The 18444-nt window shown below is 68.9% G+C and carries 14 protein-coding genes; 12 read left to right on the forward strand and 2 right to left on the reverse strand.

Annotated features, from left to right (window positions below; translation table 11 throughout):
• Window positions 1-102: 102 nt before the first annotated feature.
• The 3 genes from rbfA to ABD255_RS37450 are packed head-to-tail and all read left to right on the forward strand — an operon-like array spanning window position 103 to window position 2340.
• Window positions 103-540 (forward strand): 30S ribosome-binding factor RbfA, encoded by a 438-nt coding sequence (gene rbfA / locus ABD255_RS37440; protein WP_344221548.1) that lies wholly within the window; start codon window positions 103-105, stop codon window positions 538-540.
• A complete protein-coding gene (truB, locus tag ABD255_RS37445) occupies window positions 521-1435 on the forward strand; it encodes a tRNA pseudouridine(55) synthase TruB (protein ID WP_344221549.1) in 915 nt (304 codons plus the stop codon). Before rbfA ends, truB begins: the two co-directional genes overlap by 20 nt.
• A 20-nt stretch (window positions 1436-1455) precedes the next feature.
• On the forward strand, window positions 1456-2340 hold the full coding sequence (locus ABD255_RS37450) for an NAD-dependent protein deacetylase (RefSeq protein ID WP_344221550.1): 885 nt from the start codon (window positions 1456-1458) through the stop codon (window positions 2338-2340).
• A 109-nt stretch (window positions 2341-2449) separates the two neighbouring features.
• On the opposite strand, the gene ABD255_RS37455 is transcribed toward ABD255_RS37450, so the two are convergent.
• A complete protein-coding gene (locus ABD255_RS37455; RefSeq protein ID WP_344221551.1) occupies window positions 2450-3469 on the reverse strand; it encodes an SGNH/GDSL hydrolase family protein in 1020 nt (339 codons plus the stop codon).
• Between the two features lie 120 nt (window positions 3470-3589).
• On the opposite strand from ABD255_RS37455, the gene ABD255_RS37460 reads away from it, so the two are divergent.
• The 9 genes from ABD255_RS37460 to ABD255_RS37500 all read left to right on the forward strand — a co-directional run bounded on the left by ABD255_RS37460 (window position 3590) and on the right by ABD255_RS37500 (window position 16090).
• Entirely contained in the window at window positions 3590-4549 is a 960-nt protein-coding gene (locus ABD255_RS37460; RefSeq protein ID WP_344221552.1) for a bifunctional riboflavin kinase/FAD synthetase, read from the forward strand.
• 141 nt (window positions 4550-4690) lie between these two features.
• Window positions 4691-4963, forward strand: a complete 273-nt coding sequence (rpsO, locus tag ABD255_RS37465) for a 30S ribosomal protein S15 (RefSeq protein WP_325021337.1) — start codon at window positions 4691-4693, stop codon at window positions 4961-4963.
• A 276-nt stretch (window positions 4964-5239) separates the two neighbouring features.
• Entirely contained in the window at window positions 5240-7474 is a 2235-nt protein-coding gene (locus ABD255_RS37470) for a polyribonucleotide nucleotidyltransferase (protein ID WP_344221553.1), read from the forward strand.
• Window positions 7471-8784, forward strand: coding sequence for a M16 family metallopeptidase (locus ABD255_RS37475; RefSeq protein ID WP_344221554.1), 1314 nt, complete (start codon window positions 7471-7473; stop codon window positions 8782-8784). The genes ABD255_RS37470 and ABD255_RS37475 overlap by 4 nt, the downstream gene beginning before the upstream one ends.
• A 78-nt stretch (window positions 8785-8862) precedes the next feature.
• Entirely contained in the window at window positions 8863-10266 is a 1404-nt protein-coding gene (locus ABD255_RS37480) for an FAD-binding oxidoreductase (protein WP_344221555.1), read from the forward strand.
• Between the two features lie 105 nt (window positions 10267-10371).
• Window positions 10372-12201, forward strand: coding sequence for a hypothetical protein (locus ABD255_RS37485; protein ID WP_344221556.1), 1830 nt, complete (start codon window positions 10372-10374; stop codon window positions 12199-12201).
• Window positions 12202-12259: 58 nt separating this feature from the next.
• Window positions 12260-13006, forward strand: a complete 747-nt coding sequence (gene dapB / locus ABD255_RS37490; RefSeq protein WP_344221557.1) for a 4-hydroxy-tetrahydrodipicolinate reductase — start codon at window positions 12260-12262, stop codon at window positions 13004-13006.
• Between the two features lies 1 nt (window position 13007).
• A complete protein-coding gene (locus ABD255_RS37495; RefSeq protein ID WP_344221558.1) occupies window positions 13008-13445 on the forward strand; it encodes a hypothetical protein in 438 nt (145 codons plus the stop codon).
• A gap of 89 nt (window positions 13446-13534) precedes the next feature.
• The gene (locus ABD255_RS37500) at window positions 13535-16090 is read left to right on the forward strand and encodes an ATP-binding protein (RefSeq protein ID WP_344221559.1); all 2556 of its coding nucleotides are present in this window, start codon (window positions 13535-13537) and stop codon (window positions 16088-16090) included.
• A gap of 598 nt (window positions 16091-16688) precedes the next feature.
• Here the strand turns inward: ABD255_RS37500 and ABD255_RS37505 are convergent.
• Window positions 16689-18398 carry an alpha/beta hydrolase gene (locus ABD255_RS37505; RefSeq protein ID WP_344221560.1) on the reverse strand — a complete coding sequence of 570 codons (1710 nt, stop codon included), beginning with the start codon at window positions 18396-18398 and terminating at the stop codon, window positions 16689-16691.
• Window positions 18399-18444: the final 46 nt, after the last annotated feature.

Consider the following 18444-nt stretch of genomic DNA (forward strand, 5'->3'; position numbering starts at 1 on the left):
GACCCGGCCGCCGGTCAGCCTTGTAACGTCCGGAGTGGCGGGTTTGATGCCGTCGCTCCGGACGTTACGCATGAGTGCAGGAATACGAGGGAGTGAGCCCTGATGGGTGAAGCAAGGGCGAAGCAGCTGGCCGACCGGATCCAGGTCCTGGTCGCGGAGTTGCTGGAGCGCCGGGTCAAGGACCCGCGGCTCGGCTTCGTCACCGTGACGGACGCCAAGCTGACCGGCGATCTGAGCGAGGCGAGCGTCTTCTACACGGTGTACGGCGGCGAGCAGGAGCGGGCGTCCACCGCCGCCGCGCTCGAGTCGGCTCGTGGCCTGATCCGCAGCGAGGTCGGCAAGGCCCTGGGCCTGCGGCGCGCGCCGACCCTGGCGTTCTACCTGGACGCCATCCCGGAGACCGCCGGCCAGATCGAGGAACTGCTGGCCAAGGCGCGGGCAGCCGACGCTGAGGTGGCCAAGTCGGCGGCGGGCGCCAAGCCGGCCGGCGACGCCGACCCGTACAAGCACCGCGAGGACGATGACTCCGACGACGAGTGAGGTCGACCTGTCCGTTGCCGACGGCATCGTCGTGGTCGACAAGCCGGCCGGGCTGACCTCGCACACGGTGGTGGCTCGCGTCCGCAAGCTCGCAGGCACGCGGAAGGTCGGCCACGCGGGCACGCTCGACCCGATGGCTACCGGTGTGCTGGTGGTCGGGCTGAACCGCGCGACCCGGTTGCTCGGCCACCTGCAACTGGCCGACAAGTCGTACGACGCGACGATCCTCCTCGGCGCCACGTCCAGTACGGACGACGCCGAGGGGGAGATCACCGCAACCGCGACTTCCGAGGAGCTTGCCGCGATCACCGCCGAGGAGATCTCGGCGGCGGTCGACGGTTTCCGCGGCGAGATCTCGCAGGTCCCGTCGAAGGTCTCCGCGATCAAGGTGGACGGCAAGCGCGCCTACGAACGCGTCCGCGCGGGCGAAGAGGTCGCGCTCAAGGCCCGCAGCGTGACCATCAGCCGGTACGACGTGGTCGACGTACGGGCTGGCGCTGCCGGTCTTGAGGTCGACATCTCCGTCGACTGCTCGAGCGGCACCTACATCCGCGCGCTGGCTCGTGACCTCGGCGCCGAACTCGGCGTCGGCGGCCACCTCACCAGGCTTCGGCGTACGCGGGTCGGGGCTTTCGGCATGTCCACCGCGCACACGCTGGAGGAGCTCGCCGAGGACTTCGCGCTGCTCCCGATCGCCGAAGTCGCCGCGGACACCTTCCCCCGCTTCGACGCCGACCCCGACCAGGCAGCCGCCATCCGTACGGGCCGCCCGCTGCCCGGTCTGAAGCTCACCCCTGGCGAACAAACCGCCATGTTCGACCCCTCCGGCACCTTCTTGGCGCTGTACGAACCCCACGGCCCCCTCGCAAAACCCACGGCCGTCTTCGTCTCCTGACGGGCACGTACTCTTGAGGAGTGCGTTCCCGTCCCACACTGACCTGGTCCCCTGGGCCTGACGTGCTCTCGCTTGCTCCCGGTACTACGGACGTCGCGCCCGTGGTGGACGTGGTCGCCGCGGGGGGAGTGGTGGTTCTCAGCGGGGCCGGGATCTCGACGGAGTCGGGGATTCCGGATTACCGCGGGGAGAGCGGGAGTCTGCGGACGCACACGCCGATGACGTACGGCGATTTCGTGGGGAGCGAGTCTGGGCGGCAGAGGTATTGGGCGCGGAGTCACCTCGGGTGGCGGACGATCGCCAGGGCCGCGCCGAACGACGGGCACCGGGCGGTCGCAGTACTGCAGGCCCGGGGGTTCGTCGACGGGGTGATCACTCAGAACGTCGACGGGTTGCACGGCGCTGCCGGTGCTCGGAACGTCATCGAACTGCACGGGAATCTCGACCGAGTGATCTGCCTGGACTGCCGGCAGACGACGCCACGCGAGCATCTGGATCGGCGGCTGCGCGAGGCCAACCCGGTGTTCGAAGGCGAAGCGACCCGCATCAACCCCGACGGCGACGTCGAACTGCCCGACGACGTGGTGAAGCACTTCCGCTTGGTCGATTGCACGAACTGCACTTCGCCGTTGCTCAAGCCGGATGTTGTCTTCTTCGGCGAAAACGTCCCAAAGCCCCGAGTCGAACGCTGTTACCAACAGATCGACGAGGCGCAGGCCGTCATGGTGCTCGGCTCGTCGTTGACGGTGATGTCCGGCTTCCGCTTCGTCCGCTACGCCGCGAAGGCAGGAAAGCCGGTCCTGATCATCAACCAGGGCCACACCCGAGGCGACCCATACGCCACGCTCCGCGTGAACCTCCCTCTCGGCCAAGCCCTGACAGAACTTGCTGACGCCCTCGTCTAGCCACGTACTACCCGCTGCCCGTCACGCCGCACCCGAACCCAAAGCCACCGAGCCGGCACCCTTGCGTGGAGGGAGCCGGCTCGGTGGTCGCCGTACGGATTGGAAAGGGTCAGCGTTGCGCGCTGGTCCGTAGGCGATCCAGGGAGGCCATGACGGCCGGGTCGGACTTTGCTTGGTTGGTGAGGGTGCGGGCTTCCGCGGCCCAGGTGGCCTGCTCGGCCGGCGTCACCGTTTGCCTCAAGCCGGTGAGCTTCTTGTACGTCAGCGAAGCGACGCCCGCCTGGCCCTCGAAGCGCGGGTGGTAGTTCAGCGCGCGGAGGAGGTTGACGTCCTTGCCCTGGATCCACGCCTGGCCGTCGGGGGCGCAGGCGTCGTGACCGGTCGACGGCCCGAAGGTGTCGACGTACGTCGCTCCGCCGGCCAGCGCCGCGTTCTCGACCGCCAGGTTGAGCTTCTGCTCGATCGAGTAGAGGTAGGCGTAGTCGCCGTCGGAGAACGGCAGGATGTCGGGGCAGGTGCCCGTCTCCGGCGCGATCTTCGGGTAGCCGATCAGCAGGACCGTTGCCTTCGGCGACCTCAGTTTCACGCCCCGGACCACTTCGGTGATCCGTGCCTCGGTCTGGGTGATCTTGGCGGCCAGCGTGTCGACGCCGTTCACCGTGAAGTGCGTCTTGCACGGCGAACCGGTCGGATCCGCGGCGCGCAGGCCGGGGCAGGTGCTGGTGATGTCGCCGAACACCCCGAAATCGTTGCCACCGATCCCGACGGTGACCAGGTCCGTGTCAGGCGTCAGCGCGTTGAACTGCGGGGGAAAGGTGCCCAGCGGCGTGCTCTGCGGCTGGGTCATGTTCGTGGTGTCCGCACCGCCGCAACTGACGTCCTTGAACGAAGGGATCCTCAACAGCGCGGCCAGTTGCTTGGGGTAGTTGCTGACCGACCGCACACACCCCAGCGACAGCAGTTCGGGCAGCGGGACCAGCGGCGCCGACGTGTACGAGTCGCCGAGCGCGACGTACCTCTTGTACTCCGCTGTCGGGGCGAAGGCCGAAGCCGGAGCGGCACTCGTGATCAGCAACGTGCCGGTGGCTGCCACCGCGAGGCAGGTGGCGACGAGGCGGTGAACGTTCACGGGACCTCCGAGGGCTCGAAAGAGTGCGCGCCCACCCTAAGTTGAGTGACACGATGATTACAAGGGGTGACCAGGGGACCTGTTGACAGACCCCGGCCGGGGACGTGGAATCCTTCTCTCATGCATGTCTGGCACGGTTTGGACGAGGTGGACCCCGGTTACGGTCCGTCGGTCGTCACCATCGGCAACTTCGACGGCGTGCACCGCGGCCACCAGGAGGTACTGGCTCACGCTCGCGCCCGGGCCGCCGAACTGGGCGGCCTGCCGGTGGTCGCGATGACGTTCGACCCCCACCCGATGGCCGTACTGCGCCCCGGCCACGCGCCCGCGATGATCAGCGAGCCCGGCCAGCGGGCCGAGTTGCTCGGCACGGCCGGAGCCGACGCGGTGCTGATCCTGCCGTTCGACAAGGACGTGGCGTCCTGGGCACCGCAGGAGTTCATCGACCGGGTCCTGGTCGGCACCCTGCACGCCAAGGCGGTCGTCGTCGGGGAGAACTTCCGCTTCGGCCACAAGGCCGCCGGGCACGTCGACACGCTGGTCGCGGCGGGTGCCGTCGCCGGCTTCCAGGTCGAGGGCCTGACCCTGGCGGGGGACAGCCGGCCCTGGTCGTCGACGTACATCCGCGAACTGATCGCCGAGGGTGACGTCGAGGGGGCCGCGGAGGCGCTCGGGCGGCCGCTGCGGGTCACCGGCGTGGTCATCGAGGGCGACAAGCGCGGCCGCGAACTGGGCTACCCGACCGCCAACATCCCCGCGGAGCCAGGCGCCGCGGTACCGCTGGACGGCGTGTACGCCGGCTGGCTGACCGTGCTCGAGCCCGCACCCGGCGCCCCGCAGTACGGCGAACCGTTGCCGGCCGCGATCAGCGTGGGCAGCAACCCCACCTTCGACGGGGTGGACCGCCGGGTGGAGTCGTACGTGCTCGACCGCGACGACCTGGAACTGTACGGCTCCCGGGTCGCCGTCGACTTCGTCGCCCGCCTCCGCGGCTCCCAGATCCGCTTCGACACCATCGACGACCTCCTGGTCCAGATGAAAGCCGACGTCGACAACGCCCGCCGACTCTTGACCCAGTGACCCCGCGAGGGGGTCACAAATTAGGGTGACGCGTCCACAGGCTGATACTCTGGGCGCTGCCGTCTGAACGGCCGCGGATCGAGAGTGCCCGGGTGACAAAAGCCCCGGTGCGCCGCGCAACGGACATCGAGAGGATCGCACGTGTCGTCAGCCAATCCTGAGGCGAAGAAGAAGATCATCGGCGAGTACGCCCTGACCGAGGGCGACACCGGTTCCCCCGAGGTCCAGGTCGCGCTCCTCACGCACCGCATCGCGGAGCTCACCGAGCACCTGAAGGAGCACAAGCACGACCACCACAGCCGTCGTGGCCTGCTCCTCCTGGTCGGTCAGCGCCGCCGGCTGCTGAACTACCTGTCGAAGAAGGACATCAACCGCTACCGGTCCCTGATCGAGCGGCTCGGCCTTCGCCGATGACCTCGTGAGAAGCGGCCCCCGAGTCCTGGGTGGCCGCTTCTCGCGTATCCGTGCCCGGCGTCGAATCGGCGCCAGGCGCGGCACAACTGAATAATCAACGACAACGAGACGACGCGAAACGCGTCCCGGGCCGACGACCGGTCCTCGGTAGTGGCCTTCGGGAGTGCGACTCAGCACCCGCGGGCCTCGATCGAAGACCGGCACCCCGGAACTCGCGCCTCGCAGTCGTCTCAAGCGAGAGAGGGGTATCCCGTGTCGGGATCCACCAACGCGCCCATGGAGGGCGCAGAGTTCGCTGAAGCCGTCATCGACAACGGCAGCTTCGGCACCCGTACCATCCGCTTCGAGACGGGCCGTCTGGCCCAGCAGGCCGCCGGCTCCGCCGCCGCCTACCTCGACGGCGACACGATGGTGCTGTCGGCCACCACGGCCAGCAAGAAGCCCAAGGACCAGTTCGACTTCTTCCCGTTGACGGTGGACGTCGAGGAGCGGATGTACGCCGCCGGCCGCATCCCGGGCTCGTTCTTCCGCCGGGAGGGCCGCCCTTCCGAGGAGGCCATCCTGACCTGCCGGCTGATCGACCGCCCGCTGCGGCCGTCGTTCGTCTCCGGCCTGCGCAACGAGATCCAGGTCGTCATCACGGTTCTGGCGCTCAACCCGGACAAGCTGTACGACGTGCTGGCGATCAACGCCGCGTCGATGTCCACCCAGATCGCCGGGCTGCCGTTCTCGGGCCCGATCGGCGCCACCCGCGTCGCCCTGATCGACAAGCAGTGGGTCGCATTCCCGACCCACACCGAGCTCGAGGACGCCGTCTTCGACATGGTGGTCGCGGGTCGTGTCACCGACACCGGTGACGTCGCGATCATGATGGTCGAGGCCGAGTCCACCCCGGGCACCTTCGACGCCGTTGCCGGCGGCAAGCAGGCGCCGACCGAGGAGATCGTGGCCGAGGGCCTGGAGGCCGCCAAGGGCTTCATCAAGACCCTGGTCGAGGCGCAGTCCGAGCTGGCCGCCAAGGCGTCCAAGCCGACCGGCGAGTTCCCCGTCTTCCCGGACTACCAGGACGACGCGTTCGCCGCGGTCGAGGCCGCTGCCACCGAGGAGCTGTCGCAGGCGCTCACCATCGCCGGCAAGCACGACCGCGAGTCCGCCACCGACGCCGTCAAGGCCGCCGTGGTCGACAAGCTGGCCGCCGACTTCGAGGGTCGCGAGAAGGAGCTGTCCGCAGCCTTCCGCTCGCTTACCAAGAAGCTGGTCCGGCAGCGTGTGCTCAAGGACAAGGTCCGCATCGACGGCCGCGGCCTGAGCGACATCCGTCCGCTCAAGGCGCAGGTCAAGGTGCTGCCGCGGGTGCACGGTTCGGCCATCTTCGAGCGCGGCGAGACCCAGATCATGGGTGTCACCACGCTGAACATGCTCCGGATGGAGCAGCAGCTCGACACGCTCTCCCCGGAGACGCGCAAGCGCTACATGCACAACTACAACTTCCCGCCCTACTCGACCGGTGAGACCGGCCGGGTGGGTTCGCCGAAGCGCCGCGAGATCGGTCACGGCGCGCTGGCCGAGCGGGCCCTGGTGCCGGTGCTGCCGTCGCGCGAGGACTTCCCGTACGCGCTGCGTCAGGTGTCCGAGGCGCTCGGCTCCAACGGCTCCACCTCGATGGGCTCGGTCTGCGCCTCGACGCTGTCCCTGCTCTCGGCCGGTGTACCGCTGAAGGCTCCCGTCGCCGGTATCGCGATGGGCCTCATCTCCGGTGAGGTCGACGGCAAGACCGAGTACGTCGCGCTGACCGACATCCTCGGTGCCGAGGACGCCTTCGGTGACATGGACTTCAAGGTCGCCGGAACCAAGGACTTCGTCACGGCCCTCCAGCTGGACACGAAGCTCGACGGCATCCCGGCGAGCGTGCTGGCCGGCGCGCTGACCCAGGCCAAGGAAGCCCGCCTGACCATCCTCGACGTGATGGCCAAGGCCATCGACGCCCCGGGTGAGATGAGCGAGTTCGCGCCGCGGGTCATCTCGGTGAAGGTCCCGGTCGACAAGATCGGCGAGGTCATCGGCCCGAAGGGCAAGATGATCAACCAGATCACCGACGAGACCGGTGCCGACATCTCCATCGAGGACGACGGCACGGTGTACATCGGTGCGACGGACGGCCCCTCGGCCGACGCGGCGCGCGCGATGATCAACGCGATCGCCAACCCGACCATGCCGGAGAAGGGCGAGCGCTACCTGGGCACGGTCGTGAAGACGACCAACTTCGGTGCGTTCATCTCCCTGCTCCCGGGCAAGGACGGTCTGCTGCACATCTCGAAGCTGCGCGGCCTGGCCGGCGGCAAGCGGGTGGAGGCCGTCGAGGACATCTTGTCCGTCGGCCAGAAGCTGCAGGTCGAGATCGCCGAGATCGACGACCGGGGCAAGCTGTCGCTGATCCCGGTCCTCGAGGAGGACAAGGCCGGCGACGACGCCGCGAAGGCCGACGACGCAGAGGTCGCTCCCGCCGAGTGACAAGGGCGATCACCAGCACGCTGCTGAGCCCGGAGGCGGGCGGTCCGGTCAAACGGACCGTCCTGCCCTCCGGGCTTCGCGTGCTGTCCCAGTCCGTACCGGGGTTCCGCTCGGTCACCTTCGGCGTCTGGGTCGGCGTCGGTTCGCGCGACGAACCGATCCAGCTGTCCGGCGCGACGCACTTCCTCGAGCACCTGCTGTTCAAGGGCACCGAGCGCCGGGACGCACTGGAGATCTCGGCGTCGCTGGACGCCGTCGGTGGCGAGATGAACGCGTTCACCGGCAAGGAGTACACCTGCTACTACGCCCGGGTGCTCGACGTCGACCTGCCGCTGGCGGTGGACGTCATCTGCGACATGATCACCTCGGCCACGCTCACCGCGGAGGACGTGGAGAGCGAGCGGGACGTGATCGACGAAGAGATCGCGATGCACGCCGATGAGACCTCGGACCACATCCACGACCTGTTCGCCGAGCAACTCTGGGGCGAGACGCCACTGGGCCGCTCCATCACCGGTACGCCGGAATCGGTGGCCGGCCTGAGCCGCAAGCAGGTGGTCGGCTGGTACCGGCGCCGCTATCTGCCCGAGAACATCGTCGTCTCCGTCGCGGGCAACGTCGAGCACTCCGACGTGGTGAAGTTGGTCCGCAAGGCGTTCGAGCGGCACTGGTTCACCGGTGAGTCCGAGCCCGCGCCCGTACGCCGGGGGTCGGCGCGCCGCGTTCCGACGTACGGGGGAGTGCGGGTGCATCGCCGGGACGTCGAGCAGGCGCACCTGGTGCTCGGCATGCCCGGCCTGGTGCGCAACGACGAGTGGCGGTTCGTCGCCGGGGTCCTGCACGGCATCGTCGGCGGCGGAATGTCCTCGCGGCTGTTCCAGGAGGTCCGGGAGAAGCGCTCGCTGGCGTACTCGGTGTTCACCTTCGGTTCGGCGTACGCGGACTCCGGCATGGTCGGGGTCTACGCGGCCTGCCTGCCGAAGAAGGCGCCCGAGGTGCTCGACGTGGTCCGGGCCGAGCTGGCGACGATTGCCAAGGGCAACATCACGCCGGACGAGCTGCTCCGGGGCAAGGGCCAGATGCGCGGCTCGGTGGTGATGGGCCTGGAGGACACCGGCGCCAAGATGACCCGGATCGCCAAGGCCGAACTCGTCTACGGCGAACTCCCGACCGTCGACGAGATCCTCCGCCGCATCGACGCGGTCACCCTCGACGACGTCTGCGATCTCGCCGCCGACCTGTACGCCGGGACGCCCGCTCTGACGGTGATGGGTCCCTTCAGCGAGGACACCTCTGCCTTCGTTCTGTGACGCGGGTGTAGCGGTCCGGCGCCCCCTCGACAGTCCTGGACGACCGGCGCACACTGGCGGCAGGGAGGGGGGCCCGCCATGAGCACAATCACTCCGGACGCGCATGTTGACGCACAGGCACTCGACGATCTGAGGGCAGACTTCCGCGGCGAGCTCGTTGGCCCCGGTGATCCGGCGTACGACGAGCGCCGGAACGTCTGGAACGGGTCGATCGACCGGCATCCGGCCCTGATTGCCCGCTGCACAGGCGTCGCCGACATCCGGGCCGCGATCGGCTTCGGCCGGCGTACCGGTCTGCCGGTCGCGGTCCGCGGCGGCGGGCACAGTTTCCCCGGTCACTCGACCTGCGACGGCGGCGTCGTGATCGACCTGTCGCCACTCAAGGGCATCCGCGTCGATCCGCTCCGCCGGACGGCTCGGGCCCAGGCCGGCGTCCTGCTCGGTGAGCTCGACCGCGAGACCCAGGCCTTCGGCCTCGCCACGCCCTCCGGCATCGTCACCCACACCGGCGTCGCCGGTCTCACCCTTGGCGGAGGGATCGGCTGGCTCATGCGCAAGTACGGGCTCAGCATCGACAACCTGACCTCGGTCGACCTGGTCACCGCCGCGGGCGAGTTGGTGACCGCGAGCGAGGACGTCAACGCGGACCTGTTCTGGGGTGTTCGCGGTGGCGGTGGCAACTTCGGCATTGTGACCGAGTTCGAGTTCCGGCTGCACCCCGTCGGACCGATCGTGCTGGCCGGGCCGATCCTGTGGCCGATGGCGTCGTCGCCCGAACTGCTGCGCTTCTACCGGGACTGGATCACCGAGGTGCCGGACGAACTCACCACGGCGGTCATCCATCGCTGGGTGCCGCCCTTACCCACGATTCCGGCGGAGTACCACGGACGCCCGGTGGTGATGGTCGTCGCGTGCTACGCCGGTCCCGTCGAGGACGGCGAGCGGGTGCTGGCACCGCTCAAGGCCTTCGGGCGGCCGTGGCTCGACCTGTGCACACCGAAGCCGTACCTCGCCCTGCAGGCGATGCTCGACCCGGGCTACCCGCACGGGCGCTGGTACTACATCCGGGCCTGTGACGTCGCCGAGCTGTCCGACGAGGTGATCGACATCGCCGTGGAGCGAGGCCTGGCGATCGACTCGCCGCTGACGTCGTACCCGATCTTCCATCTCGGCGGCGCGATCCGTGCTGTCGACGGGGAGCGGACGGCGTTCGGCGGCAGGTCGAGCGGTCACACCTTCAACTTCGTCGGAGCGACGCCCGGTCGCGATGGTTTCGCCGAGCAACGCGACTGGGTCCGGCAGTCCTGGCAGGCGCTGGAGCCGCACCAGTCCGGTGCGTACGTCAACTTCCTGAGCGACGAGGGCACGCCGCGGATCAGGGAGGCGTACGGCGCCGCGGCGTACGACCGGCTCAAATCCCTGAAGCAGAAGTACGACCCGGGCAACCTGTTCCACCTCAACCAGAACATTCCACCCGGCTGAGGCAAGACCACCGCCAGTCGTCGGCGATGTCTGATGACTCGGGCTGTTGTCCTACGTCCCATCCATCGTCACGTGAGGTAGTGATTTCTGGTCTAAAGTTCTTCGGTGAGTCCCGAAGATGTCGCCGCGAGCAAGGCTAGCGTCACGATGCGTGACCGAACGCTGTTGTTCGCGGTGATCGGGGTTGCTTCGGCCGTCTGTCTGACCTGGATCATCACCGCGGCCCGGACGGTCGGCTACGGGTTCGACATCACAGACGAGGGCTATTACCTGCTGTCCTACCGCTGGTGGAGCAGCAATCCGTTGGCGCTGACCGGGGTGCAGTACATCTACGGGCCGGTCTTCGAGTTGCTGGGCTTCGACATCGTCCGGCTCCGGATCTTCCGGCTGGTGACGATCGTCGTCGGGCAGTTGTTCTTCGCCTGGAGCTTCATGCGCTGGCTGCGCGTTCGCCGCCCGGCCGCGCCGCCCACCAAGCTGTGGGAGCTGGCGGGGATCACCGTGATCCTGGCCGCCGGCGGGATGTGTTACAGCTGGCTGCCGCTCAGCCCCGGCTACAACGATGTGATCCTGCTCGGCTCGTTCCTCGGCGTCTCCTGCGTGCTCTGGGCGGCCACGGCCGTGGAGCAGGACAAGAAGGTCCCGATCTGGGCGCTGATCCTGTTCGGGCTCGTGGTCAGCGTGATGGTGCTGGCCAAGTGGTCGTCGGTGGTGGTGCTCGCCCTGATCGGCGTGGCCGCGATCGTGGTGCTGGCCGGGCAGGGCGCCCAAGCCGTTGCCCGAGGCATCTTCTGGGCCCTGGCCGGGGCGACCGGGACGGCCGTGCTGGTGCATTTCCTGGTGGTCCCGCTGACGGAGGCGATCCCCGGCGTCCTCGCGGTCAACCGTTTCATCGCGGAGACCTCCTACTCCCCGTTCACGCTGATCGAGATGTATTGGACCACCGGCCTCAAGCTGTTCGGTGAGACCCTCCAGCAGCATTTCCTGCTGCTCATCGCCGCGGCCGTCGCCGTCGTGAGCCACGGCCCCGTACTGCGAATCGCTGCCTGGTTGCTCGCCGCGGCAGGGCTGGGTCTCTCGATCTACCGGGTCTTCCAGGACGGCGGACTCGGCGGCGGTCCGGCCAACAACGGGAAGTTCCAGGTCACCCTGCTGGCCGCGGTCCTGGTCGCGGTGGTGACGATCGTGGTCGCGTTGATCGCCAAGCGCTGGTCACCCGGCCGGGAGAACCTGCGGACCTGGGTCGTCCTGGGCCTGCTCGCGGTGCTGCCGTTCGTCCAGGCGTTCGGCACGAACAACCCGCTGTACTTGATCGGGTTCAACGCCTTCGCCGCCTGGGCCGCGCTGATGATCGCGGTGGTCACCGGCCTCGAGGCGGCACCGCTGGTCGCCCGGGTGACGACCGGCCTGGTGACGGTCACCTCGATCGTCGCCGTGGCGGCGATCGCGTACGGCGGTCTGATGCTCAACCCGTACCGCTCGCTCCCGCACAAGGACCTGACCACCGCCACCCCGATGAAGCCGCTGAGCGGGCTCAAGCTGTCCCAGACCACGGCGGAGAGATACACCGCGCTCGACAAGTTGCTGAAGCCGTACACGACGCCGTCGGGCCGGCCGATCATCGCCTTCGACAAGATGGCCGGGATCGTTCTGATGCTTCGCGGCCGCCCGTTCGGCGAGGCCTGGGTGTCGCCGAAGGAGCGCGAGCGGACCGCCGCGGGGATCAAGGAGGTCTGCTCGACCAAAGAACCGTGGCCGGGCAACCGTCAGCCGCTGCTGTTCTTCAACCGCCGGATCAGCGAGTTGGAGATCACCGCGCTGCAGGCATGCGGGCTGGACCTGCGGGTCGACTACAAGCTGATCGCCCCGCCGAAGACGACGATGAACCTGCAGATCTACGTCCCGCTGAACGACCCGGCCACCCGGACTCCTTGACGCGGATCGGTCCTGAGATCCTTGGCGGGACCGGTGGTGGTGACGAGGAAGGCTACGGATGATCAAGGTTGCGGTGCTGGGTGCCAAAGGGAAGATGGGCAGCCAGACGTGCCAGGCCGTCGAGGCCGCCGAGGACTGTGAGCTGGTCGCGGCGCTCGACCAGGGCGACGAGCTGACCCGGCTCACCGAGGCCGGCGCGCAGGTGGTGGTCGACTTCACCCGGCCCGAGGTCGTGATGGGCAACCTCGCCTGGTGCATCGAGCACGGCATCCACGCGGTCGTCGGGACCACCGGCTTCGACGAGGAGCGGCTCGCGACGCTGCGCACGCAGCTCGAGGCCAGCCCCGGCACCGGAGTACTGATCGCCGCGAACTTCTCCATCGGCGCGGTGCTGATGATGCAGTTCGCCGCCCAGGCCGCCCGGTACTACGAATCCGTGGAGATCATCGAGCTGCACCACCCCGACAAGGTCGACGCCCCCTCCGGTACGGCGCGGCGTACGGCGGAGCTGATCGCCGAAGCCCGCCGGGAGGCCGGCGCGGGATCGATCCCGGACGCCACCTCGACCGGTCTCGACGGCGCGCGCGGAGCCGACGTCGACGGGATCCGGGTGCACGGCGTCCGGCTGCGGGGCCTGGTCGCGCACCAGGAGGTGCTGTTCGGCGATACCGGCGAGACGCTGACGATCCGGCATGACTCGATGCACCGCGAGTCGTTCATGGCCGGCGTGCTGCTCGGCGTCCGGCGGATCGTGGACACCCCGGGGCTCACCGTCGGCCTCGAGCACTTCCTCGACCTCTCCTGAGATGACGGCCAAGCGCTCCGCCCTGGTGATCGCGGCGGTCTTCGTCGCGTACGCCGTACTGCTCGGCTGGCGGGGGGTCCTGCTGATCGGCACGGGTGATCCCATGGCAGTCGGGCTCGGTGTCGCCGTCCTGGTCATTCCGCTGGTCGGGGCCTACTTGGTCTGGCGGGAGATCCAGTTCGGGCGGCAGACGGAGGCGCTCGCGCGGGAGCTCGCCGAGTCCGGTGGGCTGCCGGTGGATGACCTGCCGAGGCGGCCGTCGGGACGGATCGACCGGGCCGCCGCGGACGCCGCCTTCACGAAGTACAAGGAGGAGGCGGAGGCGGCGCCGGACGACTGGCGGGTCTGGTTCCGCCTCTCCACGGCGTACGACGCGGCGGGTGATCGCAAGCGCGCCCGGGCCTCGATGCGGACCGCGATCGCCCACCGCCGGCGCTAGCGCCAGTTGCGAGTTTCCTGTGAGTTGGCTGGGAACGCCCCCGCTTCCGCTGACAACGCGGTGCGGAACGGGATACCTTCAGCTTGTGGATGGCGACCGCCACCCACAAGGTCGGAGACTGGGTGGGCCGTCCTTTGCCATCAGACGGGTCTCGCCGCGGCTCGGACGACGCCCAGGCAACGGGTTTCGGCGATCTCCTGCGCCGGCACCGGCGTGACGCCGGTTTGTCGCAGGAGGGTCTGGCGGAGCTGGCCGGCCTGAGCGTCGATGCGATCGCGGCCCTCGAGCGAGGTCGTCGACGAGCGCCCAGGCCACACACGCTGAGGCTGCTCGGAGACGCTCTGCATCTCGGCGCGCTCGATCGCGCGGAGCTGACCGCGGCCGCCCGCCGCGACGGTGACGCCGGACCACGCACGGCGATGCGGCCGCTACCGGTCGCCGCCAACGAACTCGTCGGCCGCGGGGACGACCTGGCCGAAGCCGGCCGGCTGATCGGCGAACGGGTCACCCGGCTGTTGACCTTGAGTGGTCCCGGTGGCGTCGGCAAGACGAGGCTCGCGCTCGCCATCGCCGGGGGAGTGGGCTCCAAGTTCGACGACGGGGTCTGCTGGGTGCCGCTGGCGCCGGTGTCGGATGCCGGCGCGGTCGCTCCGGCCGTCGCCGCCTCGACCGGCCTGCACCCGCTCGACGGCGTCCGGCTGGTCGAGGAGATCGGCGAGCAGATCGGACGCCGCAGCCTGCTGCTCGTGCTCGACAACTGTGAGCACGTGGTCGCGGATGCGGCGCAGGTCTGCTCGGCTCTGCTGGAGCGCTGCCCGAATCTGTCGATCCTGGCGTCCAGCCGTGAGTTGCTGCGCGTTCCCGGCGAGAGCGTCTTCGTCGTGCCGCCGCTCGGGCTGCCTGAGTCCGACGAGCAGTCGGACAGGGCGCCCGCGGTCAAGCTGTTCGTCGAACGGGCGACCGCGCGCGGGCACGAACCAGTCGAGCAGTTCGAGCAGGTCGCCCGCGTGGTCCGGCGGCTGGAGGGCATGCCGCTCGCGATAGAGCTCGCCGCGGCCCGGACGAACGTGCTCACCGTCGAGGAGCTCGCGACCGAACTGGAGACGTCGTTCGCCATTCTCAGCAGCTCCAGCCTGGCCGGCGGCTCCAGTACCGCGACCCCGCGGCAGCAGTCCTTGTACGGCGCGATCGAGTGGAGCCACGACCTGCTGACACCCGCCGAGCGTGAACTGTTCGCGACGATGTCGGTGTTCGTCGGGGGATGGACCCTGAACGCGGCAGCGGCGGTGCTCGCCGGCACCGTCGCCCCGGGACCGCTCGAACGCGCTCGCGCCCTCGATCTCACCAGCCGGCTGGTGGACAAGTCGCTGATCCGGGTGAGCCGCGATCGCGGCATCGCGCGGTACGACATGCTCGCGGTGATCCGGGAGTTCGCCGCCGGAAAGCTGACGGCCGCGAGTCGGGAGCAGGAGACCGCGCGGCACCACGCGGCGTTCTACACCGCGCTGGCCGAAGAAGCCGAGGCACATCTGCGCGGGGCGAATCAGGCCGACTGGCTCGATCGACTGGACGGTGAACTGGACAACGTCCGCGCGGCGATGAACTGGGCCCTGCGGTCGGGATCAGCCGGCGAGGCTGTGCGGCTCGCCAGTGGGCTGTGGTTGTTCTGCTACCTGCGCGGCCACTACGCCGAAGGCGGCGAATGGCTGGAACGCGCTCTCGCCGTGGCGGACTCGCCCGGCGTCGGAGCGCAGTACAAGGCGAAGGCGTCGCTCGGGGCGGGGATGCTGGCGTTCCTGCAGTGCGAGTACGACGTGGCGACCGCCCGGCTGGAGTCCGCGCTGGCGCAGTACAAGGAGCTCGACGACACAGCCGGTACTGCGCTCGTCATGCAGCGGCTGGGGAGTGTCGCCCGGGAGCGCGGCGACTACCTGGCCGCGGAGAACCTGCACTGCCAGAGCTACGACCTGTTCGAGAGCCTCTCTGACCGGTCGGGGATGTCGTGGGCGCACAACCAGCTCGGGTTCGTCGCATGGTTGCGCGGTGATCTGGAGATCGGAGCGCGGCGCTGCCGTCGGGCGCGGGACAGCTTCCGGGTGCTGGGGGATGGGGAGGGCCTGGCCTGGTCGCTGATCAGCCTCGGCGCCATCGCGCAGTACAGCGGGGATCTGACCGAGGCCGAGGATTTGCTGCAGGAGAGCCTCGCGCTGTCGCAGCGGCTCGGGTACCGCGAGGGCGTCGCCTGGTCGCTCAACCTGCTCGGCATCGTCGAGCGCCGGCGCGGCTTCACCGATCGCGCCGTGCACCTGCTCGACGAGAGCCTCGCTGAGCATCGGGATCTTGGTGATCGGTGGCGGTCCGCGAGTGTGCTGGAGGAGCTGGCGACGGTTGCTCAGCAGCGCAACCGCACGGAGTACGCGGCGTTCTTGATCGGGGCGGCGGACGGGATCCGCGAGGTGATCGGGGCGCCTGTCCCGGAGGTGGAGAAGGCGGATCAGCTCGCCACCCGGCGGGCCATCGAGCAGACTCTGGACAGGCGGGCGTTCCGGGCTGCGTGGTCCGCGGGCCGCGCGGCGCCGCTGGCCGCCGTGGCCGATGGCTATCCGGGGCCGAGTGCCTCCCCGGACCGCTCGCACCGCCTCTGAGGTTCGATGGGGTGGCGGGGTTCGGGCTAGAGGGACTGGGCTGTCTGCACGGGGCTGGACATCGGCTGGGGTGCCGTCCTCTGGTGCCACATTTGCCGCGCGGGCCGGTTTGGGGAGGCTTACACCCCTGGATGGGGGTGAGATCCTCCCCGGTCGGCCTGGGAGTGTTTAACTCCCCGGATGGAAAACAGCCTCGCGAGGCACCACGACCTGGGGGATCGAAGGTACCCCGCGAGGGATCTCGGGACGCGGGACAGACCAAAACGGGTCCCGGCCGGCTGTGTTCTGTCTGACCCCCCAGGCAGTCCCCCCACCTCACAGCCGGCCGAAGCCTCGTTCCAGCGTGGGCATCTTCTCGTCGAGCCCTCCCAGACGACGTTCGGATGATTCCCCGCGTTGACTCAAGGTTGCCGGGGTCACGCTGCGTCGCACAGGGACGCTACCCTGACATCGCCCTGACAACACCCGGGTGACAACGAACGCCTCGTCGCGATCTTGCGGATCGTGACCAGGCGTTTCCGTTCTGTACCGCAATTGAACCGGCAATGCGCCCTTATTTCACGACGTAAACGGTGCTGCCGGCAAATTGCCGGGTTTGTCAGCGCAGATAACCGGAGACGGCCCTGGTGAATCCGGCGATCCGGTGCAGCGGCGCGCCGTCGATCTCCTCGCCGGGTTGCGGAGTGGTCGGTGCCGGAATTCCCTCGCCCTTGCAACTGGCGTCCTTGGCTGGCGCCTTGCCGGTGGTGAGGAACGTGTTGACGATCCGGTCGGCGCACTTGTTCACGCCGCCGTAGATGCCGTGGTCACCCTCACCGGTGATGGTCAGCAGCCGCGAACCGGCGTACCGGCTGTGGGCCGAGGTGGCCAGGGACAGGTTGGTCGCCGGGTCGTGCACGGACTGCACCATCAGCGTCGTCGGCAAGCCCTTCCCGGTCGGCGTCGGCATCTGCACCTGCGGGCGATCCCAGTAGTAGCAGGGGTTCTCGTTCATGCTCCAGCCGACCAGCGGATAACGCGGACCGAGCCGCGCCGACAGTTGGTCGCCGAACTCGCGGCCCTGCGGCCACTCGGTGTCGTTGCAGGTGACGGCGGTGAAGGTAGCGTTCTCCGCGTCGTCGGCGAACGGCCGGCCGAACGGCGTCAGCCCGACCGTACCGCGGGTCGCGCGCTGGACGAGTTCGTGCTGGCGGGCCAGCGGCAGGGCGTCCACCTTGCGCTGGGCGGCCTTGGGGCTGCCTTTGCTCTGGGCCGCGGACAAGTCGCGCAAAAAGGCGAGGTCGACCGCCAGGGACTGGAAATCCAGCTTTGTATACATATCGCCGGAGACGATGTTGTCCAGCGCGTTCTGGTCGTAGCTGATCTTCACCGAACCGTCCAGGAACTCCTCGACGGCCGGCTGCCTTTTCAGTTCGCGCCGAAGGCGTTCGTAGGTCCTGATCACCAGCCGTGCCGAATTCCCGAGTTTCAGTTGCTCATCGTATTTCGCCGCCCACGGTGCGAAATCCTCCCGGAAACGGCGTTCGAACGCTTCCGGCTGCGCGCTGAAGGTGTCGACCCAGGGCCGGGTGAAGTCGGTGTTGGAGTCGAGCACGAACCGGCCGACGTGACTGGGGAAGTAGGTCTGGTAGTACGCGCCCATCCAGGTGCCGCCGGAGTAGCCGACCCAGTCGATGACGTCGAAGCCGAGCAGTTGGCGGATCAGGTCGATGTCCTGGACGGTCTGCGCGGTGTTCACGTAGGGGAGCAGGCCGCGCGACTGGCGTGCGCAGTACGGGGCGGCGAGTCCGGCGGCCGCGGAGATGAGGTCGAGGTTGCCGGGGTCCCGGTCGCGGGCGTCCATGGTGAAGCCGGGAGCGCCCTCGCAGGTGACATTGGCGCTGTCGCCCGTGCCGCGCGGGTCGAAGCCCACGGTGAGGTGGTTCTTCGCCAGCGCGGGCTGGCCGGCCAGGTACGGCGCCATGCCGAGTCCGGCGCCACCGGGACCGCCCGGGTTGCCGAAGACGACCCGGCTCGGCTTGCCCTTGGCGGGGGCGACCTTGCTGACAGCCAACTGGATGTCGTGGCCGCTGTACTGGTTCGACCAGTCGCGGGGTGCGGTGATCTTGGCGCAGAAGGTCCGCATCTCCTCGTCCCCGCACGGCTTCCAGGCCGGCTTCTGGTCGAGGTACTTCTTGGCTACCTTGTTGGGTCCGGTCTGCACCTTCGCCGGCCCGGTCTGCAACGAGGCGGTCGCCCCGGAGCCGGGGATGGCGAGCAGAGCGGCGGTACTGATACCCAGGGCGACGGCCAGGGTACGGAACTTCATTCATCCTCCTGCGGATGGCCAAGCGTGATCGGACCGTCGCAATCTG

Source organism: Kribbella sancticallisti (assembly GCF_039530625.1).
Classification (GTDB): domain Bacteria; phylum Actinomycetota; class Actinomycetes; order Propionibacteriales; family Kribbellaceae; genus Kribbella; species Kribbella sancticallisti.